This is a genomic window from Pseudomonas sp. MF4836 (assembly GCF_002018875.1).
Taxonomy (GTDB): domain Bacteria; phylum Pseudomonadota; class Gammaproteobacteria; order Pseudomonadales; family Pseudomonadaceae; genus Aquipseudomonas.
The window spans coordinates 215,855-239,097 of sequence record NZ_MVOL01000003.1; the positions used below are offsets into that span (position 1 = coordinate 215,855).

Sequence of the window (23,243 nt, forward strand, 5' to 3'; positions counted from 1 at the left end):
GAGTTTTTCCATGATCTCTACCTTGCGACGTGGCCTGTTGGTATTACTCGCGGCACTGCCGTTGATGGCTAACGCCGTGGCTGCGCCTTCCGCGCACGAACTGGTTCAGGACACCACTACCCGGTTGCTCGCCGATCTGGCGGCCAACAAAGAGAAGTACAAGCAGAGCCCAAGCGAGTTCTACCAGGCGCTCAACGGCATCGTTGGCCCGGTGGTGGATGCCGATGGCATTTCGCGCAGCATCATGACCGTGAAGTACTCGCGCAAGGCCACCCCGGAGCAGATGGCGCGCTTCCAGGAAAACTTCAAGCGCAGCCTGATGCAGTTCTATGGCAATGCGTTGCTCGAGTATAACAACCAGGGCATCACCGTATCTCCGGCCAAGGATGAAAGCGGTACCCGCACCAGCGTCGACATGCAGGTCAAGGGCAACAACGGCTCGATCTACCCTGTGTCCTACACCCTTGAGAAAATCAACGGTGAGTGGAAAGTGCGTAACGTGATCATCAACGGCATCAATATCGGCAAGCTATTCCGTGATCAGTTCGCTGATGCCATGCAGCGCAATGGCAACGACCTGGACAAAACCATCAACGGTTGGGCCGGTGAAGTGGCCAAGGCCAAGGAAGTGACCGAAGACGCCGCGCAGAAGGCCGCGCAATGAGCGAGTCGGCCGTCCGCCAGGGGAATGCTGGCGAATTGCTGCTTAGCGGAGTGCTGGATTACCGCAGCGGCCCGGGCCTGCGCAAGCAGGGTCAGTCGCTGATCAAGGCCAGCCAGGACGCCACATTGGTGCTCGATTGCTCGGCGGTGACCAAGTCCAGCAGCGTCGGTCTGGCGCTGCTGCTGGCGTTCATGCGTGATGGGCTGGCGGCTGGCAAGGCCGTCAGCGTTCGTGGATTGCCCGAAGACATGCGTGAAATTGCCCAGGTCTCCGGCCTCACCGAAATCCTGACCCATCCGTAATAACCCACCTTTATAGAAGCCCCCCGTCAGAGTCCTGCTATGCGGGGTTCGCAGGCGCGGGGCTTTTTTGTATGATGTGCGACCCGCGCGCACAGGGCGCCGATTGAGGTTGAGCATGCAGGCCACCGAAGTGAAGAGCTTTCTTGAGGGAAAGCTGTCCGAGACTCTTTTATCAGTACAGGTAGAAGTTGAGGGCGAAGGCTGCAACTTTCAGCTGAACGTGATTAGTGACGAACTGGTGGCTTTGAGCCCGGTCAAGCGTCAGCAGAGCATCTATGCCCATTTGAACCCATGGATCGCCGATGGCAGCATCCACGCGGTCACTATGAAATTTTTCAGCAGCGCGGCCTGGGCCGAGCGCACCTGAGCCCAAGGGCGTCGAGATTCTTATGGATAAATTGATTATTACCGGCGGTGTTCGTCTTGATGGCGAAATCCGCATCTCCGGGGCGAAGAACTCCGCCCTGCCGATTCTGGCTGCTACCCTGCTGTGCGATGGCCCGGTGACTGTGGCCAACCTGCCGCACTTGCACGACATCACCACCATGATCGAGCTGTTCGGTCGCATGGGCATCGAACCGGTGATCGACGAGAAGCTCAGCGTCGAAATCGACCCGCGCACCATCAAGACCCTGATCGCACCGTACGAGCTGGTGAAAACCATGCGTGCCTCGATCCTGGTACTGGGCCCGATGGTTGCCCGTTTCGGCGAAGCCGAAGTGGCCCTGCCTGGCGGTTGCGCCATCGGTTCGCGTCCGGTCGACCTGCACATCCGTGGCCTGGAAGCCATGGGCGCGGTGATTGACGTCGAAGGCGGCTACATCAAGGCCAAGGCCCCTGAGGGCGGCCTGCGCGGTGCGCACTTCTTCTTCGACACCGTCAGTGTGACCGGTACCGAAAACATCATGATGGCGGCCGCTCTGGCCAAAGGCCGCAGTGTGCTACAAAACGCCGCTCGCGAACCTGAAGTCATCGACCTGGCGAACTTCCTGATCGCCATGGGCGCCAAGATCAGCGGCGCCGGCACCGACACCATCACCATCGATGGCGTCGAGCGTCTGCACCCGGCCACCTACAAGGTGATGCCGGACCGTATCGAGACCGGCACCTACCTGGTGGCTGCAGCCGTTACCGGCGGCCGCGTCAAGGTCAAGGACACCGATCCGACCATCCTCGAAGCCGTGCTGGAAAAACTGCGCGAAGCCGGTGCTGAAATCACCTGCGGCGAAGACTGGATCGAACTGAACATGCACGGCAAGCGGCCGAAAGCCGTGAACGTGCGCACCGCTCCGTACCCGGCGTTCCCGACCGACATGCAGGCGCAGTTCATCTCCCTCAACGCGATTGCCGAAGGCACTGGCGCGGTGATCGAGACCATCTTCGAAAACCGCTTCATGCACGTTTACGAACTGCACCGCATGGGCGCCAAGATCCAGGTCGAAGGCAACACGGCCATCGTCACGGGCACCGAGAAGCTCAAGGGTGCGCCTGTCATGGCCACCGACCTGCGTGCTTCGGCCAGCCTGGTGATTTCGGCCCTGATCGCCGAAGGCGACACCCTGATCGACCGCATCTACCACATCGACCGTGGTTACGAGTGCATCGAAGAGAAACTGCAGATGCTCGGCGCCAAGATCCGCCGCGTACCGGGCTAGTTTCTGCTGCAATTGTGGCGAGGGAGCTTGCTCCCGTTGGACTGCGCAGCAGTCCCGCTGTTGGGGCCGCTTTGCGACCCAGCGGGAGCAAGCTCCCTCGCCACAGTTTGCTGTTAACTGATTTGCTTCATCGAGGCTGTAATGGCCTTGATGCGTGTCCGGCGCCGTTTGCGACCGGGCATCAGTAGCCTGATAAGGACTGACGTTTCCCATGTTGACCATCGCACTGTCCAAGGGCCGCATTCTGGACGACACCCTGCCGCTTCTGGCTGAAGCGGGTATCGTGCCGACCGAGAATCCGGACAAGAGCCGCAAGCTGATCATCCCCACGACCCAGGCCGATGTGCGTCTGCTGATCGTGCGTGCCACCGACGTGCCGACTTACGTTGAGCATGGTGCCGCAGACCTGGGCGTGGCCGGTAAAGATGTGTTGATGGAATACGGCGGCCAGGGCCTGTATGAGCCCCTGGACCTGCGTATCGCCCTGTGCAAGCTGATGACCGCGGGCCGGGTCGGCGATGTCGAGCCCAAGGGCCGGCTGCGGGTGGCGACCAAGTTCGTCAACGTTGCCAAGCGTTACTACGCCGAGCAGGGCCGCCAGGTCGACATCATCAAGCTCTACGGCTCCATGGAGCTGGCGCCGCTGATTGGCTTGGCCGACAAGATCATCGACGTGGTCGACACCGGCAACACCTTGCGCGCCAATGGCCTGGAACCCCAGGATTTCATTGCCGACATCAGCTCCCGGCTGATCGTCAACAAGGCATCGATGAAAATGCAACACGCCCGTATCCAGGCGTTGATCGACACCCTGCGCAAAGCAGTGGAGTCGCGACACCGCGGCTGATTTACCCGCGCAACCTTGAGTTGCGCCCGTCTATCCGCCTCATAGCCAGAATTCTCAGGTGCCCAAGCGGATCGAATGGTAGCTTCGGGCGCCTGAGTTTTTGCCATTCCTATGAGGCTCTCGCTATGACCGCACCGACTGCAATTCGCCGACTCAACGCTGCTGACCCGGATTTCGCGCATCATCTGGATCATCTGCTGAGCTGGGAAAGTGTGTCTGACGACTCGGTCAATCAGCGGGTGCTGGATATCATCAAGGCCGTGCGCGAGCGTGGCGATGCGGCGCTGGTGGAGTTCACCGAGAAGTTCGATGGCCTGCAAGTGGCGTCCATGGCCGACCTGATCCTGCCGCGCGAGCGCCTGGAACTGGCCTTGACCCGCATCACCGTGGCCCAGCGCGAAGCCCTGGAAAAGGCTGCGGCTCGGGTGCGCAGCTACCACGAAAAACAGAAACAGGATTCCTGGACCTACACCGAGGCCGACGGCACGGTGCTGGGCCAGAAAGTCACCCCGCTGGACCGTGCCGGGCTCTATGTGCCGGGCGGCAAGGCGTCCTATCCGTCTTCGGTGCTGATGAACGCGATTCCGGCCAAGGTCGCCGGTGTCGCCGAAGTGGTGATGGTGGTGCCCACCCCGCGTGGCGAGCTCAATGAGCTGGTGCTGGCCGCGGCCTGCATCGCCGGGGTCGACCGGGTCTTCACCATCGGTGGCGCCCAGGCGGTAGCCGCCCTGGCCTACGGCACTGAAAGCGTGCCTCGGGTGGACAAGGTGGTGGGGCCGGGCAACATCTATGTCGCCACCGCCAAGCGCCACGTCTTTGGCCAGGTGGGGATCGACATGATCGCCGGCCCGTCGGAGATCCTGGTGGTGTGCGATGGCCAGACCGATCCGGACTGGATCGCCATGGACCTGTTCTCCCAGGCCGAGCACGATGAGGACGCCCAGGCGATCCTGGTCAGCCCGGATGCCGAGTTCCTCGACCGCGTGGCGGCGAGCATCGCCAAGCTGCTGCCGACCATGGAGCGCGCCGAAATCATCAACACCTCGATCAACGGCCGTGGCGCCCTGATCAAGGTGCGCGACATGCAGCAGGCGATCGACGTCGCCAACCGCATTGCCCCGGAACACCTGGAGCTGTCGGTGGCTGACCCGCAAGCCTGGCTGCCGCAGATTCGCCACGCTGGCGCGATCTTCATGGGACGCCACACCTCGGAGGCCCTGGGCGACTATTGCGCGGGCCCGAACCACGTGTTGCCGACCTCCGGCACCGCGCGCTTCTCATCGCCGCTGGGGGTTTATGACTTCCAGAAACGTTCGTCGATCATCTTCTGCTCCGAGCAGGGGGCTTCCGAACTGGGCAAGACCGCTTCCGTGCTGGCCCGTGGCGAGTCGCTGACCGCCCACGCCCGCAGCGCCGAGTACCGCATCGTCGACGATCAAGAGCAGGGGCAATGAGCATGAGCAAATTCTGGAGTCCGTTCGTCAAGGATCTGGTGCCTTATGTGCCGGGCGAACAGCCGAAACTGGCCAAGCTGGTCAAACTCAACACCAACGAAAACCCCTACGGCCCATCGCCCAAGGCGCTGGCGGCGATGCGCGCCGAGCTGAACGACAACCTGCGCCTGTACCCGGACCCCAATAGCGACCTGCTCAAGCACGCCGTCGCCGAGTATTGCGGGGTGCAGGCCAGCCAGGTGTTCCTTGGCAATGGTTCCGACGAAGTGCTGGCACATATCTTCCACGGTCTGTTCCAACACGAGCAGCCGCTGCTGTTTCCCGATATCAGCTACAGCTTCTACCCGGTGTATTGCGGGCTGTATGGCATCCCGTTCGAAGCGGTGGCGCTGGATGAGCAATTCCAGATCCGCGTGGCAGACTACGCCCGGGCCAATGGCGGGATCATCTTCCCCAACCCCAACGCGCCCACCGGTTGCCTGTTGGCGCTGGAGGCGATCGAGCAGATCCTCAAGGCCAGCCCGGACTCAGTGGTGGTGGTGGATGAGGCCTATATCGACTTTGGCGGCCAGACCGCGATCAGCCTGGTGGATCGTTACCCGAACCTGCTGGTGACCCAGACCCTGTCCAAGTCTCGTTCCCTGGCGGGCCTGCGGGTCGGTCTGGCGGTGGGCCATCCGGACCTGATCGAGGCTCTGGAGCGGATCAAGAACAGCTTCAACTCCTACCCGCTGGATCGCCTGGCGATTGTCGGCGCCGCCGCGGCATTCGAGGATCGTGAGTACTTCGAGCAGACCTGCAAGCAGGTGATCGACAGTCGCGGGCACGTGGTGGCGCAGTTGCAGGCCAAGGGCTTTGAAGTCCTGCCGTCGGCGGCCAACTTCATCTTTGCCCGTCACCCGCAGCACGACGCCGCCGGCCTTGCGGCCAAGCTGCGTGAGCAGGGGGTGATCGTGCGTCACTTCAAACAGGAACGCATTGCGCAGTTCCTGCGTATCACCATCGGCACCCCGGAGCAGAACCAGGCGCTGATCGACGGCCTGGGCGAGCTGTAGAGCGCTGCCGGCCTGAGGCATCAGCCGCCGCAATGGCGGCTGATGCGGGCTGCAGGCTTATTCGTGATGGGGTTCGCCGAGGAAGGTCAGGGAACTGAACAACCCGCGTGACGCCACATCCGGGTTGTCTTTCACCGGGACTTCCACCTGCGCCGCAATCACGTTCAACCCCTCATTGCGCACAATCACTCGGGCCCGGCCTTCGGCATCGGTTTCGCTGCTTAAGGTGTTGGGCGCGTTGCGATAGTCACCTATCAGCTTGACCCCGGCCACGGGCTTGCCGTCGAGCAGCACCCTAACCGGCAGGGCGTTGCCCGGGCCGACAGTCAGTGGGTCGACTTCGGGGCGGATCAATAGCTTGATCTGCTGCAACTGGGGCAACTTGGCCCCGGGCTGGTAAATCGCCAGGCTGTACTTGAAGGTCTGGGTCGATGCCACCGCGCCGGGCACTGTGCTGCGTCCCCGGTTGACCCACTTCTGGTCCGCGGTCTGCGACCACATGCCGTTATCCAGCGCCACTGCCATGATTGCCGGCGGCTTCAGTGGCGACAGGCGTCCGTGGTCGGGCAGGCGCTGGACCGTCACCGGGATCATTTTGCCGCTGCCATCAAAGGCCCAGGCGCCACTGATTTTTTGCGCTTTGAAGGCGTTGTCTTCGGCGCCGTGGCCGTAGACGACCTCGATATTGCCGCGTCGCTGTTCGGTCCACAGACCGTGGGCCGAGGCCTGGGCAGCGAGCAGCAAGCCGAGCAGTCCGCAGAGGGCGCGTGAGGGGAGGGGGTGCATGGCGAATTCCTTTTACAGGTTGAGTGTCAGGCTGACGGTGAAATTGCGCGGCTCGCCGGGGTTGACCCAGTAGTTGCTGTAGGAGCGCTCGTAGTATTTTTCGTCGAACAGGTTGTTCAGATTCAGGCCCAGGGTCAGTTCGTCGCTGGCCTTGTAGTGCGCCAGCAGGTCGACCGTGTGGTACGCCGGCAACTCGAAGCGGCCTCCGGCTTCACCCGAGCGGTCACCGACGTAGGTGAAGGCCGCGCCTGCGTCGGAGCCGCGCAGCCAGCCATTCTGGAATTCATACACCCCCAGCAGGCTGCCGCTGCGCTTGGCCACGCCCAGGATCCGGCTGCCGGCGGGAATCGCCTGGTCGCCCTTGGTGACCTCGGCATCGATGTAGGCCAGGGCGCCGATCACCCGTACCGCGTCCGTCAGTTGCCCGCTCAGTTGCAGGTCGACACCCTGGCTGCGGGCCCGGCCCATGGCGCGGCTGGAGTCGGTGCCTGGGTCCAGCGCCAGGACGTTTTTCTTTTCGATGTGGAACGCGGCGAGGGTGGCGCTCAGGCGCTCGTCGAACAGCTCGCTCTTGAGTCCGGCCTCATAGCCGACACCTTCTTCGGGGGTGAACGACTTGCCGGCCGCGTCCAGGCCATTGTTCGGCTTGAAGGAGGTCGAGGCGTTGGCAAACAGGCCCAGTTGCGGGGTCAGCTGGTAGAGCAGGCCGACTCGTTGGGTCAAGGCGTCGTGGGTCTGGCGGCTGGTCCTGCCGCTGACATGGTTATCGATGGCCTGCTCGAAATGCTCGAAACGTACGCCGATCAGGCCACGCAGGCGTTCGCTGAAGATGATCTGATCCTGCAGGTTCAGCGCCTGACTGCGCACATGCTCGAAGAAATCGGTGCCGGAGGGCAGGCCCGCCGGTTTCGTCTGGCCGTAGACCGGGTGGTAGATATCGATGGCATAGTCGCCGCCGGCGCGGGTGGTGACGCGCTCGTTCTTGCGGTAGTCCTCGTACTCGCTGCCGATCAGCAGCTCATGCTGCCAGCTGCCAAGGTCGAAACGGCCGCGCAGTTCCAGCTGGCTGATGCTGTCGTGCCACGAGGTGTCGCGCTCGCGATAGCGGCGGTTGACGCTGTGGCCGTTGGGGTTCAGCGGACGGCTTTCCGAGGCAAAGCCCCAGAGCTGGCCTTGCTTGTAGTGGCTGGCCAGGCGCAATGACCAGGCGTCATTGAGCTGATGCTCAAGGGCCGCTTGCAGCAGGTTGTTGTGGTTGTCGATGTCGCCGTCGTTGGGTTCGCCAAGAAAGGTCGAGCGCGAAACGCCACTCCAGCGATTATTGGGGGCGACGATGCCCCGATCGAAGGTGGAGCTGTGGCGAACCAACTCGCTTTCCAGGGTCAGGCGGGTGTCCGGGTCCAGTTGCCAGCTGAAGGAGGGCGCGACGAAAACCCGCTTGCTGTCGACGTGATCGCGAAAGCTGTGATTGTCCTCCACCGCCAGATTGACCCGCGACAGCAGTTTGCCTTGCTCGTCGAGCGGGGTATTGAGGTCGAGGGCGGTGCGATAGCGGTCCCAACTGCCGGCGCTGGTCTGCAGGGTGGCGAAGGCCTCGGGCTGGGGTTTCTTGGTCACGATATTCACCGTGCCCCCTGGGTCGCCACGCCCGTAAAGGCTGGCGGCAGGGCCCTTGAGCACTTCAATGCGCTCGATATTGGCCGCGTCCGGGGTGCTGGGATAACCGCGGTTGGCGCTGAAACCGTCCTTGTAGAACTCTGAAGTGGTGAAGCCGCGCACGCTGTATTCGTAGAGGGTCAGGCCGCCGAAGTTGTTCTGCTTGGAAACCCCGCCGGCGAATTCCAGGGCGCGCTCGACATGGTTGCTGCCCAGGTCCGTGAGCACGCTGGCGGGGATGACGCTGATGGATTGCGGGATGTCGCGGAGCGCGGTGTCGGTCTTGGTCGCGCCGCTGGAATAGGTGGCGCGATAACCTTTGTGCGGTTCGCTGGCCGAGGGAAATTCAGAGGTGACGCTGATGGCGTCCAGTTCAACGGTTTGCGGTTCTTCGGCGAAGACAGGATCCCCCAGCAGGCCCAGGGTCAGGCCTGCCAGGGAGACGATTTTGCGAGACGTCATGGCATCGTTCCAATAGCGATATTGAAACAATATAACATGACCAATGAGAATGCATGCTTTTAACCGGGGTCGCCCCCGGTCGGCACTTACTCTTGTTCTTTAACCGGTGCTGGCGGTGGGCGCAGGCCGATTTCGGCGGTGAGTTTGAGCTCCTTGCCATTGCGCATCACCAGGATGCTGACCTTGTCGCTGGGTTTGATCCGCGCCACCTGGTTCATCGAGCGTCGACCGTCGCCTGCCGGCTCGCCATCGATGCTCAGGATGACGTCACCCAGCTGCATGCCGGCCTTCTGCGCCGGGCCATCGCGGAAGATCCCCGCGACCACGATCCCCGGGCGTCCGGACAGGCCAAAGGATTCCGCCAGCTCCTGAGTCAAGGGCTGCACCTCGATCCCCAGCCAGCCACGGATCACCTGGCCGTGCTCGATGATCGACTTCATCACCTCCATGGCCAGTTTGATCGGGATGGCAAAGCCGATGCCCTGGGAGCCGCCAGACTTGGAGAAGATTGCGGTGTTGATGCCGGTCAGGTTGCCGTTGGCGTCCACCAGGGCGCCGCCGGAGTTGCCCGGGTTGATGGCGGCGTCGGTCTGGATGAAGTCTTCGTAGTTGTTCAGGCCCAACTGGTTGCGTCCGGTGGCGCTGATGATGCCCATGGTCACCGTCTGGCCGACCCCGAACGGGTTGCCGATGGCCAGCGCGACGTCGCCGACGCGGATATTTTCCGAGCGGCCGATGGTGATCGATGGCAGGTTCTTCAGGTCGATCTTGAGCACCGCGAGGTCGGTTTCCGGATCGCTGCCGATGACGTGGGCCAGGGTTTCGCAACCATCCTTGAGTGCCACCACAATCTGCTCGGCGCCGGTGGTTACATGGTTGTTGGTCAGCAGATAGCCTTCCGGGCTCATGATCACCCCCGAACCCAGACTCGACTCCATGCGCTGCTGCTTGGGCAGGTTGTCGCCGAAGAAGCGCCGGAACTGCGGGTCTTCAAATAGCGGATGGGCGGTTTTGTTGATCACCTTGGTGGTGTAGAGGTTGACCACCGCCGGTGCGGCGATGACCACTGCATCGGCATAGGACACCGGGCCTTGCTGGGTGCTGGTGGTCTGCGGCGCCTGCTGCAGGTTGACGTCCAGGCTGGGCAGCCCGACCCATTGCGGGTAACGCTGGATAATCAGCAGCGCGATAAGCACGCCGGCCAGCAGCGGCCAGCCAAAAAAACGCAGAGCCTTGAGCATTGAGCAAGTCCTGGGTGGTTACGAAGGACCGCACACGGCCCATAATGTCGCGCATTATACGAGGCCACGCGCGCCTCTGAACGGGATATTTAGGAGTCTTTTATGGCCGTTGCCCTGAGCACCCTGGTAGAAGAAGCGGACCGATATCTGGGCAGTTCGCGGATCGCCGATTATTGCCCCAACGGCCTGCAGGTCGAAGGCCGGCCGCAGGTGATGCGCATTGTCAGCGGGGTCACCGCAAGCCAGGCGCTGCTCGACGCCGCGGTCGAGGCCAAGGCTGACCTGGTGCTGGTGCACCATGGTTATTTCTGGAAAGGCGAGAACCCCTGCATCACCGGTATGAAGCAGCGTAGGTTGAAAACCCTGCTCAAGCACGACATCAGCTTGCTGGCCTATCACCTGCCGCTGGACCTGCACCCGGAGGTCGGCAACAACGTGCAACTGGCGCGGCAGCTGGACATCACCGTCGAAGGCCCGCTGGACCCGGAAAACCCGAAAGTCGTCGGTCTGGTGGGCTCCTTGAACGAGCCGATGACCGCCCGCGACTTTGCCCGCCGCGTGCAGGAAGCCATGGGCCGCGAGCCGTTGCTGATCGAAGGCAGCGAGATGATCCGCCGCGTGGGCTGGTGCACCGGCGGTGGCCAGGGTTACATCGACCAGGCGGTGCTGGCCGGGGTCGACCTGTACCTGAGCGGCGAAGCCTCGGAGCAGACCTTCCACAGCGCCCGGGAAAACGACATCAGCTTTATCGCTGCCGGCCACCATGCCACTGAACGCTACGGGGTACAGGCACTGGGCGACTACCTGGCGCGGCGTTTTGCCCTGGAGCATCTGTTTATCGACTGCCCGAATCCGATCTGATCCTCGGCGGTGAAAGGCTCGGTCGAGCCCTAACGAGGCGATATATTCATATATCGTTTCGTTCTATCTGGCGGCCTGATTAGAAGATGACGCTGTGCTAGCATGCCCCGCTCGAACACGGCCCGATGGCCGTCCATAAGAAAGCTTTCGTGAGTAGCCATGGTCGACAAACTGACGCATCTGAAACAGCTGGAGGCGGAAAGCATCCACATCATCCGCGAGGTGGCCGCCGAGTTCGATAACCCGGTGATGCTGTACTCCATCGGTAAAGACTCCGCCGTGATGTTGCATCTGGCCCGCAAGGCGTTCTTCCCCGGCAAACTGCCGTTCCCGGTGATGCACGTCGACACCCAGTGGAAATTCCAGGAGATGTACAGGTTCCGCGACAAGATGGTCGAGGAACTGGGCCTGGACCTGATCACCCACGTCAACCCGGACGGTGTGGCGCAGGGCATCAACCCTTTCACCCACGGCAGTGCCAAGCACACCGATATCATGAAGACCGAAGGCCTGAAACAGGCCCTCGACAAGTACGGCTTCGATGCCGCCTTCGGTGGTGCCCGTCGCGATGAAGAGAAATCCCGTGCCAAAGAGCGCGTGTACTCGTTCCGCGACAGCAAGCACCGCTGGGACCCGAAGAACCAGCGCCCCGAGTTGTGGAATGTCTACAACGGCAAGGTCAACAAGGGCGAATCGATCCGCGTGTTCCCGTTGTCGAACTGGACCGAGCTGGATATCTGGCAGTACATCTACCTCGAAGGCATCCCGATCGTGCCGCTGTACTTCGCCGCCGAACGCGAAGTGATCGAGAAGAACGGCACCCTGATCATGATTGACGACGAGCGGATCCTCGAACACCTGTCCGATGAAGACAAAGCCCGTATCGTCAAAAAGAAAGTGCGTTTCCGTACCCTTGGCTGCTACCCGTTGACGGGCGCGGTGGAGTCCGAGGCCGAAAGCCTGACGGACATCATCCAGGAAATGCTCCTGACGCGAACTTCCGAGCGCCAGGGCCGGGTCATCGACCACGATGGCGCAGGCTCGATGGAAGACAAAAAACGTCAAGGTTATTTCTAAGGGGCTGTCATGTCGCATCAATCTGATTTGATCAGCGAGGACATCCTCGCTTACCTGGGCCAGCACGAACGTAAAGAGCTGCTGCGCTTTCTGACCTGCGGTAACGTCGACGACGGCAAGAGCACGCTGATCGGGCGCTTGCTGCACGACTCCAAGATGATCTACGAAGATCACCTGGAAGCCATTACCCGCGACTCGAAGAAAGTCGGCACCACCGGTGACGACATCGACCTGGCGTTGCTGGTCGACGGCCTGCAGGCCGAGCGTGAGCAGGGCATCACCATTGATGTCGCTTACCGTTATTTCTCCACCGCCAAGCGCAAATTCATCATCGCCGACACCCCCGGCCATGAGCAGTACACCCGCAACATGGCGACCGGCGCGTCCACCTGCGACCTGGCGATCATCCTGGTGGATGCTCGCTACGGCGTGCAGACCCAGACCCGTCGCCACAGCTTCATCGCCTCGTTGCTGGGCATCAAGCACATCGTTGTGGCCATCAACAAGATGGACCTCAAGGGCTTTGACCAAGGTGTGTTCGAGTCGATCAAGGCCGACTACCTGAAGTTCGCCGAAGGCCTGAAGATGCAGCCCACCAGCATGCATTTTGTGCCGATGTCGGCTCTCAAGGGCGACAACGTGGTGAACAAGTCCGAGCGTTCGCCGTGGTACACCGGCCAGTCGCTGATGGAAATCCTCGAAACCGTGGAAGTGGCCGGCGATCGCAACTTCACCGATCTGCGCTTCCCGGTGCAGTACGTGAATCGTCCGAACCTGAACTTCCGTGGTTTTGCCGGCACCCTGGCCAGCGGCATTGTGCACAAGGGCGACGAGATCGTCGTGCTGCCGTCGGGCAAGAGCAGCCGGGTCAAGTCCATCGTCACCTTCGAAGGTGAGCTGGAGCATGCAGGTCCGGGTCAGGCGGTGACGCTGACCATGGAAGACGAAATCGATATCTCCCGTGGCGACCTGCTGGTACACGCCGACAACGTGCCGCCGGTGACCGACAGCTTTGAAGCCATGCTGGTGTGGATGGCTGAAGAGCCGATGCTGCCGGGCAAGAAGTACGACATCAAGCGCGCCACCAGTTACGTGCCGGGCTCGATTGCCAGCATCGTCAACAAGGTCGACGTCAACACCCTGGAAGAAGGCCCGGCCAGTGCCTTGCAGCTGAACGAGATCGGCAAGGTCAAGATCAGCCTCGACGCGCCGATCGCTCTCGACGGCTACGAAAGCAACCGCACCACTGGTGCCTTTATCATCATCGACCGCTTGACCAACGGCACTGTGGGCGCCGGCATGATTGTCGCCCAGCCGCTGGCTCATGGCAGCGCCACGCACCATGGCAAGTTGGCCCATGTAGCGACCGAAGAACGTGCCCAGCGCTTTGGCCAGCAGCCGGCCACCGTGCTGTTCAGCGGCCTGTCGGGCGCCGGCAAGAGCACCCTGGCCTATGCGGTTGAACGCAAGCTGTTCGACATGGGCCGTGCGGTGTTTGTCCTGGATGGCCAGAACCTGCGTCATGACCTGAACAAGGGCTTGCCGCAGGACCGTGCCGGGCGTACCGAGAACTGGCGTCGTGCGGCGCACGTTGCCCGTCAGTTCAACGAAGCCGGCCTGCTGACCCTGGCCGCCTTTGTCGCTCCGGACGCCGAAGGGCGTGAGCAGGCCAAGGCGCTGATCGGCAAGGAGCGTTTGCTGACCATCTACGTACAGGCTTCGCCAGCGGTGTGTGCCGAGCGTGATCCACAAGGTCTGTACGCTGCCGGTGGCGACAACATCCCGGGTGAGTCCTTCCCGTACGATGTGCCGTTGAATGCCGACCTGGTGATCGACACCCAGGCACTGTCGCTGGAAGAAAGCGTCAAGCAGGTGCTGGATCTGTTGCGCCAGCGCGGCGCGATTTGAAGCAGTAGCCGCTACGAGCTTCACGCTTGAAGCGGCAAGAAAAAGCCCGCAGCCGATCACTCGACTGCGGGCTTTTTTGTGGGCAGGTGATTAGTGACTGGCCGGGTATTGGCGGTGCATTTTTTCCAGCAGCGCATCCTTGTCCAGCCACAGCTGGTTGATCCAGCTCTGGAATTGCTGGCGGTACTCGGCGTCCTGTTCGTAGTTCTTGCCAATGAACTGGGGCGGGATCGGCAGCTCTTCGAAATGCACGACCACCTCTTTCACCCTGCCGCACAGCAGGTCCCAGTAACCCGGACGACCGCCGGGGTAGTGGATGGTGACGTTGACGATCGACTTCAGTTGTTCGCCCATGGCATCCAGCACAAAGGCGATGCCGCCGGCCTTGGGCTTGAGCAAGTAGCGGAAGGGCGATTGCTGCTGTGCGTGTTTGCCCTCGGTAAAGCGCGTGCCCTCGGCGAAATTGAACATTCCCACCGGGTTGTTGCGAAACTTCGCACAGGTCTTGCGCGTGGTTTCCAGATCCTGGCCTTTTTTCTCCGGGTGCTTTTCCAGGTAGGCCTTGGTGTAGCGCTTCATGAACGGGAAACCCAGGGCCCACCAGGCCAGGCCAATGACCGGGACCCAGATCAGTTCCTGCTTGAGAAAGAACTTCAGCGGACGGATGCGCCGGTTGAGTACGTATTGCAGGACCATGATGTCGACCCAGCTCTGGTGGTTGCTGGTGACCAGATAGGAGTGCTGGTAGTCCAGGCCCTCAAGCCCGCTGAGGTGCCAGCGGGTGCGGCAGATGAGTTTCATCCAGGCATTGTTGTTGCTGATCCAGGCTTCGTGGGTATGGCTCATCAGCCAATCGGTGAAGCGCTGGGTGAGGGCGAACGGCAGCAGCTTGAAGATCGCCACGCAGAACAGGAACGAGCACAGCAGGATGGTGTTCAACGCCAGTAACAACGACGCGATCACCCCGCGCACGGCGGCAGGCAGGAATTCCAGCATTTAGATATCCACAGGTCGGTTGGCGGCTTGAATCGCGGTCAGGGCGATGGTGTAGACGATGTCGTCCACCTGCGCCCCACGGGGCAGGTCGTTTACCGGTTTGCGCAGGCCTTGCAGCATCGGCCCCAGGCTGACGCAGTCGGCACTGCGTTGCACCGCCTTGTGGGTGGTGTTGCCGGTGTTCAGGTCGGGGAACACAAACACCGTCGCCTTGCCCGCCACCTGGCTGTTGGGCGCCAGTTGATGGGCAACCGCTTCGTTGGCCGCGGCATCGTATTGCAGCGGTCCGTCGATCAGCAGGGTGCTTTGGGCTTCGTGGGCGAGCAGGGTGGCTTCGCGGACTTTTTCCACTTCCTCACCGCTGGCCGAGTCGCCGCTGGAGTAGCTGATCATCGCCACCCGTGGGGTGATCCCGAAGGCCGCAGCCGAGTCGGCGCTTTGCAGGGCGATCTCGGCCAGTTCGCTGGCGCTTGGGTGCGGATTCATCACGCAGTCGCCGTAGACCAGCACCTGCTCGGGGAACAGCATGAAGAACACCGAGGACACCAGGGTGCAGCCCGGGGCGGTCTTGATCAGTTGCAGCGCCGGGCGAATGGTGTTGGCAGTGGAGTGAATGACCCCGGACACCAGGCCATCGACTTCATCCAGGGCCAGCATCATGGTGCCGATGACCACAGGGTCTTCCAGTTGCTGTTCGGCCATCGGTGCGTTGAGGCTTTTGCTCTTGCGCAGGGCCACCATCGGCTCGACGTAGCGTTCGCGAATCAGGTCCGGGTCGAGAATCTCCAGGCCTTCAGGCAGTTCGATGCCGTGGGCACGGGCCACGGCTTGGACATCTTCCGGCTTGGCCAGCAACACGCAACGCGCAATGCCTCGGGCCTGGCAGATGGCCGCCGCCTGCACGGTCAGGGGTTCGCTGCCTTCAGGCAGGACGATGCGCTTGTTGGCTTCCTGGGCACGCTGGATCAACTGATAGCGGAACACCGCCGGGGACAGGCGCATTTCCCGTGGGGTGCCGCAGCGTTGGTGCAGCCAGCGGGCGTCGAGGTGGCTGGCGACGAAGTCGGTGATGATTTCCGCACGCTCGCGGTCGTCGATGGGGATTTCCTTGTTCAGCCCGTTGAGCTGATTGGCGGTGTCGTAGGAGCCGGAACTCACCGACAGCACCGGCAGGCCAGCGTTGAGGGCGCCGCGGCACAGCTCCATGATCCGTGGGTCGGGCAGGGTATCGCTGGTCAGCAGCAGGCCGGCCAGGGGTACGCCGTTGATGGCGGCCAGGCTCACCGCGAGGATGATGTCGTCGCGATCGCCGGGAGTCACCACCAGCACGCCGGGCTTGAGCAGTTCCACGGTGTTGCGCATGGTGCGCGCGCAAATGATGATTTTGGTCATGCGCCGGGTTTCATAGTCGCCGGCGTTGAGTACCTGGGCGCCCATCAGGTCGGCCACGTCACGGGTGCGCGGGGCGTTCAGCTCCGGTTGGAACGGAATGCAGCCCAGCAGGCGGAAATCACCGCTGCGCAAGAGCGGCGAGTGTTCCTTCAGGCGGGCTGCGAAGGCCTCCATGCTTTCGTCGGTACGCACCTTGTTGAGGATCACCCCCAGCACTTTCGGGTCGCGCGGGCCGCCAAACAGTTGGGCCTGCAACTCGACACGCCCGGAGAGCTCGGTGAGCACTTCGTTTTCCGGGGCGGAGACCAGGATCACCTCGGCATCCAGGCTTTTCGCCAGGTGCAGGTTGACCCGAGCCGCATAGCTGGCGCTGCGGGTCGGCACCATGCCTTCGACGATCAGCACGTCTTTGCCGACGGCCGCTTCCTGGTAGAGGGTGATGATTTCTTCGAGCAGCTCATCCAGCTGGCCGTCACCCAGCATGCGCTCGACATGGGCCAGGCCCAGGGGTTGCGGGGGCTTGAGGCCGTGGGTGCGGGCTATCAGTTCAGTGGAGCGCTCGGGGCCGGTGTCGCCCGGATGGGGCTGGGCAATGGGTTTGAAAAAGCCGACTTTGAGCCCGGCCCGTTCCAGCGTACGCACCAGCCCGAGGCTGATGGAGGTCAGACCCACACCAAAATCGGTGGGTGCGATAAAAAAAGTTTGCATGCGGGTTCTCGAAGGGTGCATGGCAAAGGTGGCGGTCTATGTCTGGCCGCCTACCTGATAGTCAGACGCTAAGGTTATCGTTATCCAGGCCCTGAGCACACCAGCCGCAGGCAAAGGGTTGGCCTATTTTTTTCTGCCGTTGCGCGGCGTCGGTGACCCAGGCCCGTGATTGCCAGGGTGGCTGGTGGCGCAGATGCTGGGTGTGGCCGCAGGAAAGCTCGGCGACCCAGTGCTGATCTTCGTCCTGATGAAAACCAGTGACCGTCGGCGGCTTCGTTCGAGCCCGTCCGTCCGGGTTCTGTTCGCTTTCGGGCAAATCCTTGTTTAGACTTGTCCGTTCTTCATTCTTATGCAAAAGGTCTCGCCCCCATGCTGATCGCCGCCAACAAGGCTGTCTCCATCGACTATACCCTGACCAACGACGCTGGTGAGGTCATCGACAGCTCAGCCGGCGGCGCGCCGCTGGTCTACCTGCAAGGTGCAGGCAACATCATTCCAGGCCTGGAAAAAGCCCTGGAAGGCAAGAAAGTCGGTGATGAACTGACCGTTGCCGTAGAACCTGAAGATGCCTACGGCGAATACGCTGCCGAACTGGTCAGCACCCTGAGCCGCAGCATGTTCGAAGGCGTAGACGAGCTGGAAGTGGGCATGCAGTTCCACGCTTCCGCTCCGGACGGCCAGATGCAGATCGTGACCATCCGTGATCTGGACGGCGACGATGTGACCGTTGACGGCAACCACCCGTTGGCCGGCCAGCGTTTGAACTTCCAGGTCAAAATCGTGGACATCCGTGACGCCAGCCAGGAAGAAATCGCCCATGGTCACGTCCATGGCGAAGGTGGTCATCACCACTGATTTTCTGCGCTAAGCTCAAGTTGACTGGAGAGGCGCCCGAGGGCGCCTTTTTAGTCCGCGACGGTTGTTGCCGGCGAGTGAGTGTGACTGTCGGGTGCTGTTTTTCTGCAAGAACACGGGAATCTGGAGTTCGTCATGAGTGCTTTTCACGACCTTAAATTGAAAGCCCTGGATGGTCAGGAGCTACCGCTCGCGCCCTTCAAGGGGCACGTCGTGCTGGTGGTCAACGTCGCCTCCAAGTGTGGTCTGACACCACAGTATGCGGCGCTGGAGAACCTCTACCAGCAATACAAAGACCAGGGTTTCAGCGTGCTGGGCCTGCCGTGCAATCAGTTTGCCGGCCAGGAACCAGGCACCGAGCAGGAAATCCAGGAGTTCTGCAGCCTCAACTATGGCGTGACCTTTCCACTGAGCAGCAAGCTGGAGGTGAACGGTCCGGAACGTCATCAGCTGTACCGTCTGCTGGCGGGTGAGGGGGCTGAGTTTCCGGGAGATATCACCTGGAATTTCGAGAAGTTCCTGCTGGGCAAGGACGGCCGCGTCCTGGCGCGTTTCTCGCCGCGCACCGCACCGGATGACCCCACCGTGATTCAGGCGATTGAAAAAGCCTTGAGTTGATAGACACTGCCGGGCCTCGCTGCCCGGCTGGTTTCCTGCCTTGCAACGACACGTCGTGTGTCGATCCCCTCTCGCACTTTTGCACCTTAATCACCCTGATCAATAGTGCTGTGCGGCGCTTCGATCGAAGAATATTATCCCCATCATAAGCTCGCCGCTGCCTGGCTCTGGCCAACGGCTGCCCGCCGAATTGAATCCGCTTATCCATGGAGTGCCGCATGTCCGCTCAAGCCCTGTTCAAACCGTTTCAGCTCGGCTCCCTGGAGCTGCCGACCCGCGTGGTGATGGCGCCCATGACCCGTTCGTTCTCCCCGGGCGGCGTGCCGAACTCGAAAGTCATCGAGTACTACCGGCGCCGTGCGGCGGCCGGTGTGGGCCTGATCATCACCGAAGGCACCACGGTCGACCACAAGGCCTCCAACGGTTACCCCAACGTGCCGCACTTCTACGGTGAAGCGGCGCTGGCCGGCTGGAAGAAAGTCGTGGACGCGGTGCACGCCGAAGGCGGAAAAATCGTCCCGCAGCTGTGGCATGTGGGCAGCGTACGGCGCATCGGCACCGAGCCGGATGCCAGCGTGCCGGGTTATGGCCCGATGGAAAAACTCAAGGACGGCCAGGTCGTGGTCCACGGCATGACTCACCAGGATATCCAGGAGGTGATCGCAGCCTTCGCCCAGGCCGCCAAGGATGCCCAGAGCATCGGCATGGACGGCGTAGAGATCCACGGCGCCCACGGTTACCTGGTGGACCAGTTTTTCTGGGAGGGCAGCAACCAGCGTACCGACGAATACGGTGGCAGCCTGGCCAAGCGCTCGCGGTTTGCCATTGAGTTGATTCAAGCCGTGCGGGCCGCAGTGGGGCCGGGCTTCCCGATCATTGTGCGTTTTTCGCAATGGAAGCAGCAGGACTACAGCGCTCGCCTGGTACAAACCCCGGAGGCCCTGGGTGAGTTCCTGCAACCGTTGGCGGACGCGGGTGTGGATATCTTTCACTGCTCGACGCGGCGCTTCTGGGAGCCGGAGTTCGACGGCTCGCCACTGAACCTGGCCGGCTGGACCCGCAAGCTCACCGGCAAGCCGACCATCACCGTGGGCAGCGTGGGCCTGGATGGCGAGTTCCTGCAGTTCATGGTCAACACCGACAAGATTGCGCAGCCGGCCAGCCTGGAGAAGCTGCTGGAGCGCCTGAACAACGACGAATTCGACCTGGTCGCCGTGGGCCGCGCTTTGCTGGTCGACCCGGATTGGGCGCAAAAAGTCCGCGAAGGACGTGAACAGGACATCCTACCGTTCAGCCGCGAGGCCCTGACCACCCTGGTCTAGGCGACGCGCTGATCACCGGCCTGCGCAAGGCCGGCCGGTGAGGCTTCACGTCAGGGTCGACCCCTTCACCACCACCGGTTCCTCAAGGCAGGCCCCACGCAGCTGGCTTTCAAACTGCTCGATAATTGCCGGCCATCCCTGGCGGCTGGCGTGTTGTCGGGCGTTGAGCCGCACCCGGCGCAGACTCTCGGCCTCCTCCAGCAGCCAATTGGCCGCATCGCAAAACGCCCCTTCATCGCCCGGCATCGCCAGCACCCCGTTATAGCCGTGACGGATATGGGCCGCCGCTGCCGCCTGGTCGTAGGCCACCACGCCCAGCCCCGAGGCCAGGGCCTCCAGCACCACGTTGCCGAAGGTTTCAGTGAGGCTGGGGAATAGAAACAGGTCGCCGGAAGCATAGTGGCTGGCCAGGGCTTCACCGCGCTGGGCGCCGCAGAAAATGGCTTCGGGCAACTCCTTTTCCAGGGCCGCCCGTTGTGGGCCATCGCCGACCACGATCAATTTCATCCGCCGTTGTGGATAAGTCGTCTTCAAACTGTCGAAGCAGCGCCTGAGCAGGCCGAGGTTTTTCTCCGGGGCCAGGCGCCCGACATGAATCACCGCGAGCTCGTCATTGCCCAGGCCCCAGCTTTCACGCAGGCCGTTGAGGCGCTTGCTCGGGTGGAACAGTTGGCTGTCGACGCCTCGGGACAGCAACTCCAGGCGTTCGAAATGGCGACGTTCCAGTTCCAGGCGCTGGCTGGCGCTGGGCACCAGGGTCAACTTGGAGCGGTTGTGAAACCAGCGCAGGTAATGGGTCAACAGCCGTGTCAGCAAGCTCAGGCCGTATTGGCTGGAGTATTGCTGAAAGTTGGTGTGAAAGCCGCTGACCACACTGATCCCCAGGCGCCGTGCGGCGCGCAGGGCCGATAAACCCAAGGGACCTTCGGTGGCGATGTACAGCACGTCCGGGCGCTGGCGTTTCCAGCGCCGCAACAGCTTGTGCATCGACGACTGGCCCCATTGCAGCCCCGGGTAACCCGGCAACGGCCAGCCGCGGCAGAGCAGCAGGCCATCGTCGCTGAGGCGGCTCTGGTCGCAGCCCTGGCGTGGGCGGATCAGATCGACCTGATGCCCGCGCGCGCGCAAACCATCACACAGGCGGCCCAGGGTATTGGCCACGCCATTGATTTCCGGAGGGAAGGTTTCGGTGATCAGGGTGATATGCAGAGCTGTCGTCATGACCTCAGTGTCGGCTGAGGCCATGTCTTCATTGTGACGTTGCGATGATGGATTTGTGACCTGCTCAGCCTTTCTGGGTCAGCAGGTTCTCGGCGCCGCGCTCGCGGACCCAGAACAACGTGGCCCCGGCCACTGCCGCCGGCATCATCAGGATATTGACGAACGGGATCAGCAGCGCCAGGTAGACGATGCCGCCGAAGCTCATGCTCTGCCAGCGCTTCTGCCGCAGCCAGGCGAGCATTTCGTTCCAGCCCAGCTTGTGGTTGTCCGCCGGGTAGTCGATGTACTGGATGGCCATCATCCAGATGCCGAAGATCAGCCACAGCGGGGCGGCGATCAGGTTGACCACGGGGATGAACGAAAGGATGAACAGGCCCAGGGCCCGCGGCAGGAAATAACCCAGTTTGCGCATTTCCCGGGACAAGGTGCGCGGCACCATGGCGATCAGTTCCCCCCAACTGAAGGGCGGGAAGTCATCGGTGCCGCGCACCACCACTTCGACCTTCTCGGCCAGAAAGCCGTTGAACGGTGCGGCAATGATGTTGGCGAGCATGGTGAAGCTGAAAAACACCATCAGCGCCACCAGCACCACAAACAATGGCCAGATGACATAACTGAGAAAACTCAGCCAGTCCGGCAGCGACGGCATCAGGCCATCGACCCAGATGCTGAAGTAATGGCCGGCCAGGTAGATCAATCCGACGAGCAGCACCAGATTGATCATCAGGGGCAGCAGGACGAACAAACGCAGGCCGGGGCTTAGGACCAGCTTCAGGCCTTCGCGCAGGTATTGCGGGCCGGACAGAACAGGGGCGGGCATAAGGAGCTCCGAGCAGTGTGGAAACGCGCCGACCTTACCGGCTTTGCCAGGCGGGCGAAAGCGGGGTGATCAGGTCGACATCAGCTGTAACAAAGGCGCCGTCAAATACGCAGGCACCGGATAGAGACCGCCTATGAGCTGGATTGTTAATCCGTATTTCCTTAATCTTCGCCCCCTCTATACGCTTCACCCATTATTTTTCGGACTTGCGAGCCCAAGCCTTCCCCAAGTGCTTTCGCGGTCCTTTTTTATTCCAGCCGGTCATCCGGCGTTCCGCGCCCGGTTATCCGGCCCGGTTGATAGGAGTGAGTCATGTCTGATGTACGTCATTCGCGTGTGATTATTCTGGGTTCCGGCCCTGCCGGTTACAGCGCCGCGGTCTACGCTGCCCGTGCCAACCTGAAGCCGCTGCTGATCACCGGCATGCAGGCCGGCGGCCAACTGACCACCACCACCGAAGTCGACAACTGGCCGGGCGACGTCCACGGCCTGACCGGCCCGGCGCTGATGGAGCGGATGAAAGAGCACGCCGAGCGTTTCGAGACTGAAATCGTTTTCGACCACATCAATGCCGTCGACTTCGCTTCCAAGCCTTACAGCCTGACCGGCGACAGCGCCACCTACACCTGCGACGCGCTGATCATCGCCACTGGCGCCAGCGCCCGTTACCTGGGCCTGCCGTCGGAAGAAGCGTTCATGGGCAAGGGCGTTTCCGCTTGCGCCACCTGCGACGGTTTCTTCTACCGCAACAAGCCGGTGGCTGTGGTCGGCGGTGGCAACACCGCGGTTGAAGAGGCCCTGTACCTGGCCAACATCGCCAGCACCGTGACCCTGATCCACCGTCGTGAAACCTTCCGCGCCGAGAAGATCCTGATCGACAAGCTCAACGCCCGGGTGGCCGAGGGCAAGATCATCCTCAAGCTCAACGCCAACCTCGACGAGGTGCTGGGCGACAATATGGGCGTGACCGGTGCACGCCTGAAGAACAACGACGGCAGCTTCGACGAGCTGAAAGTCGACGGCGTGTTCATCGCCATCGGCCACACCCCGAACACCTCGTTGTTCGAAGGTCAGCTGACACTCAAGGATGGCTACCTGGTGGTGCAGGGCGGCCGTGACGGCAACGCCACTGCCACCAGCGTTGAAGGCATCTTCGCGGCCGGCGACGTGGCTGACCACGTGTACCGTCAGGCGATCACCTCGGCCGGCGCCGGCTGCATGGCGGCCCTGGATACCGAGCGTTACCTGGACGGCCTGCAGAACGCTTCGTTCTAAGGCCGTTGCCATAAAAAAACCGGCGCAAGCCGGTTTTTTTATGGACGATTCAACGGTCGCCGTTACGG

The 23,243-nt window shown here is 62.0% G+C and carries 22 protein-coding genes; 14 read left to right on the forward strand and 8 right to left on the reverse strand.

What is annotated here, in order from left to right:
- The first annotated feature begins 10 nt into the window (after positions 1-10).
- The 7 genes from MF4836_RS07715 (at position 11) to hisC (ending at position 5,977) form a co-directional block, all read left to right on the forward strand.
- Positions 11-664: an MlaC/ttg2D family ABC transporter substrate-binding protein gene (locus MF4836_RS07715; protein ID WP_020297150.1), complete on the forward strand. Its 654-nt coding sequence runs from the start codon at positions 11-13 to the stop codon at positions 662-664.
- Positions 661-966, forward strand: coding sequence for an STAS domain-containing protein (locus MF4836_RS07720; protein WP_078469845.1), 306 nt, complete (start codon positions 661-663; stop codon positions 964-966). Before MF4836_RS07715 ends, MF4836_RS07720 begins: the two co-directional genes overlap by 4 nt.
- 115 nt (positions 967-1,081) lie before the next feature.
- A complete protein-coding gene (locus tag MF4836_RS07725; RefSeq protein WP_020297152.1) occupies positions 1,082-1,333 on the forward strand; it encodes a BolA family protein in 252 nt (83 codons plus the stop codon).
- Positions 1,334-1,355: 22 nt separating this feature from the next.
- Positions 1,356-2,621, forward strand: a complete 1,266-nt coding sequence (gene murA, locus MF4836_RS07730; RefSeq protein WP_020297153.1) for a UDP-N-acetylglucosamine 1-carboxyvinyltransferase — start codon at positions 1,356-1,358, stop codon at positions 2,619-2,621.
- Positions 2,622-2,832: 211 nt separating this feature from the next.
- Positions 2,833-3,468 (forward strand): ATP phosphoribosyltransferase, encoded by a 636-nt coding sequence (gene hisG / locus MF4836_RS07735; protein WP_007901570.1) that lies wholly within the window; start codon positions 2,833-2,835, stop codon positions 3,466-3,468.
- Between the two features lie 125 nt (positions 3,469-3,593).
- Positions 3,594-4,922, forward strand: coding sequence for a histidinol dehydrogenase (hisD, locus tag MF4836_RS07740; RefSeq protein WP_020297154.1), 1,329 nt, complete (start codon positions 3,594-3,596; stop codon positions 4,920-4,922).
- A gap of 2 nt (positions 4,923-4,924) precedes the next feature.
- Positions 4,925-5,977 carry a histidinol-phosphate transaminase gene (gene hisC, locus MF4836_RS07745; RefSeq protein WP_078470221.1) on the forward strand — a complete coding sequence of 351 codons (1,053 nt, stop codon included), beginning with the start codon at positions 4,925-4,927 and terminating at the stop codon, positions 5,975-5,977.
- Between the two features lie 57 nt (positions 5,978-6,034).
- Here hisC and MF4836_RS07750 read toward each other — a convergent pair whose 3' ends face one another.
- The 3 genes from MF4836_RS07750 to algW form a co-directional block, all read right to left on the reverse strand.
- Positions 6,035-6,763: a DUF4198 domain-containing protein gene (locus MF4836_RS07750; protein ID WP_078469846.1), complete on the reverse strand. Its 729-nt coding sequence runs from the start codon at positions 6,761-6,763 to the stop codon at positions 6,035-6,037.
- Between the two features lie 12 nt (positions 6,764-6,775).
- A complete protein-coding gene (locus tag MF4836_RS07755) occupies positions 6,776-8,881 on the reverse strand; it encodes a TonB-dependent siderophore receptor (protein ID WP_078469847.1) in 2,106 nt (701 codons plus the stop codon).
- Positions 8,882-8,967: 86 nt separating this feature from the next.
- A complete protein-coding gene (gene algW / locus MF4836_RS07760; RefSeq protein WP_078469848.1) occupies positions 8,968-10,122 on the reverse strand; it encodes a Do family serine endopeptidase AlgW in 1,155 nt (384 codons plus the stop codon).
- Positions 10,123-10,224: 102 nt separating this feature from the next.
- On the opposite strand from algW, the gene MF4836_RS07765 reads away from it, so the two are divergent.
- The 3 genes from MF4836_RS07765 to cysN all read left to right on the forward strand — a co-directional run bounded on the left by MF4836_RS07765 (position 10,225) and on the right by cysN (position 13,968).
- Positions 10,225-10,983 carry a Nif3-like dinuclear metal center hexameric protein gene (locus MF4836_RS07765; RefSeq protein ID WP_078469849.1) on the forward strand — a complete coding sequence of 253 codons (759 nt, stop codon included), beginning with the start codon at positions 10,225-10,227 and terminating at the stop codon, positions 10,981-10,983.
- A 159-nt stretch (positions 10,984-11,142) separates the two neighbouring features.
- Positions 11,143-12,060, forward strand: coding sequence for a sulfate adenylyltransferase subunit CysD (gene cysD, locus MF4836_RS07770; RefSeq protein WP_020297160.1), 918 nt, complete (start codon positions 11,143-11,145; stop codon positions 12,058-12,060).
- 9 nt (positions 12,061-12,069) lie between these two features.
- Positions 12,070-13,968 carry a sulfate adenylyltransferase subunit CysN gene (gene cysN / locus MF4836_RS07775; RefSeq protein WP_020297162.1) on the forward strand — a complete coding sequence of 633 codons (1,899 nt, stop codon included), beginning with the start codon at positions 12,070-12,072 and terminating at the stop codon, positions 13,966-13,968.
- A 90-nt stretch (positions 13,969-14,058) separates the two neighbouring features.
- On the opposite strand, the gene MF4836_RS07780 is transcribed toward cysN, so the two are convergent.
- The 3 genes from MF4836_RS07780 to MF4836_RS07790 all read right to left on the reverse strand — a co-directional run bounded on the left by MF4836_RS07780 (position 14,059) and on the right by MF4836_RS07790 (position 17,419).
- Complete coding sequence (locus MF4836_RS07780) at positions 14,059-14,964, reverse strand: acyltransferase (RefSeq protein ID WP_078469850.1); 906 nt, start codon at positions 14,962-14,964, stop codon at positions 14,059-14,061.
- Positions 14,965-17,064, reverse strand: a complete 2,100-nt coding sequence (pta, locus tag MF4836_RS07785; RefSeq protein ID WP_078469851.1) for a phosphate acetyltransferase — start codon at positions 17,062-17,064, stop codon at positions 14,965-14,967.
- 61 nt (positions 17,065-17,125) lie between these two features.
- Positions 17,126-17,419 carry a DUF3565 domain-containing protein gene (locus MF4836_RS07790; RefSeq protein ID WP_238596135.1) on the reverse strand — a complete coding sequence of 98 codons (294 nt, stop codon included), beginning with the start codon at positions 17,417-17,419 and terminating at the stop codon, positions 17,126-17,128.
- 14 nt (positions 17,420-17,433) lie between these two features.
- Here MF4836_RS07790 and MF4836_RS07795 point away from each other — a divergent pair, with 14 nt between their 5' ends.
- The 3 genes from MF4836_RS07795 to MF4836_RS07805 all read left to right on the forward strand — a co-directional run bounded on the left by MF4836_RS07795 (position 17,434) and on the right by MF4836_RS07805 (position 19,859).
- Positions 17,434-17,919 (forward strand): FKBP-type peptidyl-prolyl cis-trans isomerase, encoded by a 486-nt coding sequence (locus MF4836_RS07795; RefSeq protein WP_020297166.1) that lies wholly within the window; start codon positions 17,434-17,436, stop codon positions 17,917-17,919.
- 135 nt (positions 17,920-18,054) lie between these two features.
- Positions 18,055-18,537: a glutathione peroxidase gene (locus MF4836_RS07800; RefSeq protein WP_078469853.1), complete on the forward strand. Its 483-nt coding sequence runs from the start codon at positions 18,055-18,057 to the stop codon at positions 18,535-18,537.
- A 218-nt stretch (positions 18,538-18,755) separates the two neighbouring features.
- Entirely contained in the window at positions 18,756-19,859 is a 1,104-nt protein-coding gene (locus MF4836_RS07805) for an NADH:flavin oxidoreductase (RefSeq protein WP_078469854.1), read from the forward strand.
- Between the two features lie 45 nt (positions 19,860-19,904).
- On the opposite strand, the gene MF4836_RS07810 is transcribed toward MF4836_RS07805, so the two are convergent.
- Positions 19,905-21,104, reverse strand: a complete 1,200-nt coding sequence (locus MF4836_RS07810; RefSeq protein ID WP_078469855.1) for a glycosyltransferase family 4 protein — start codon at positions 21,102-21,104, stop codon at positions 19,905-19,907.
- Positions 21,105-21,144: 40 nt separating this feature from the next.
- Positions 21,145-21,900 (reverse strand): sulfate transporter CysZ, encoded by a 756-nt coding sequence (gene cysZ, locus MF4836_RS07815; protein WP_078469856.1) that lies wholly within the window; start codon positions 21,898-21,900, stop codon positions 21,145-21,147.
- A 312-nt stretch (positions 21,901-22,212) separates the two neighbouring features.
- Here cysZ and trxB point away from each other — a divergent pair, with 312 nt between their 5' ends.
- Positions 22,213-23,175, forward strand: coding sequence for a thioredoxin-disulfide reductase (trxB, locus tag MF4836_RS07825; protein ID WP_078469857.1), 963 nt, complete (start codon positions 22,213-22,215; stop codon positions 23,173-23,175).
- Positions 23,176-23,243: the final 68 nt, after the last annotated feature.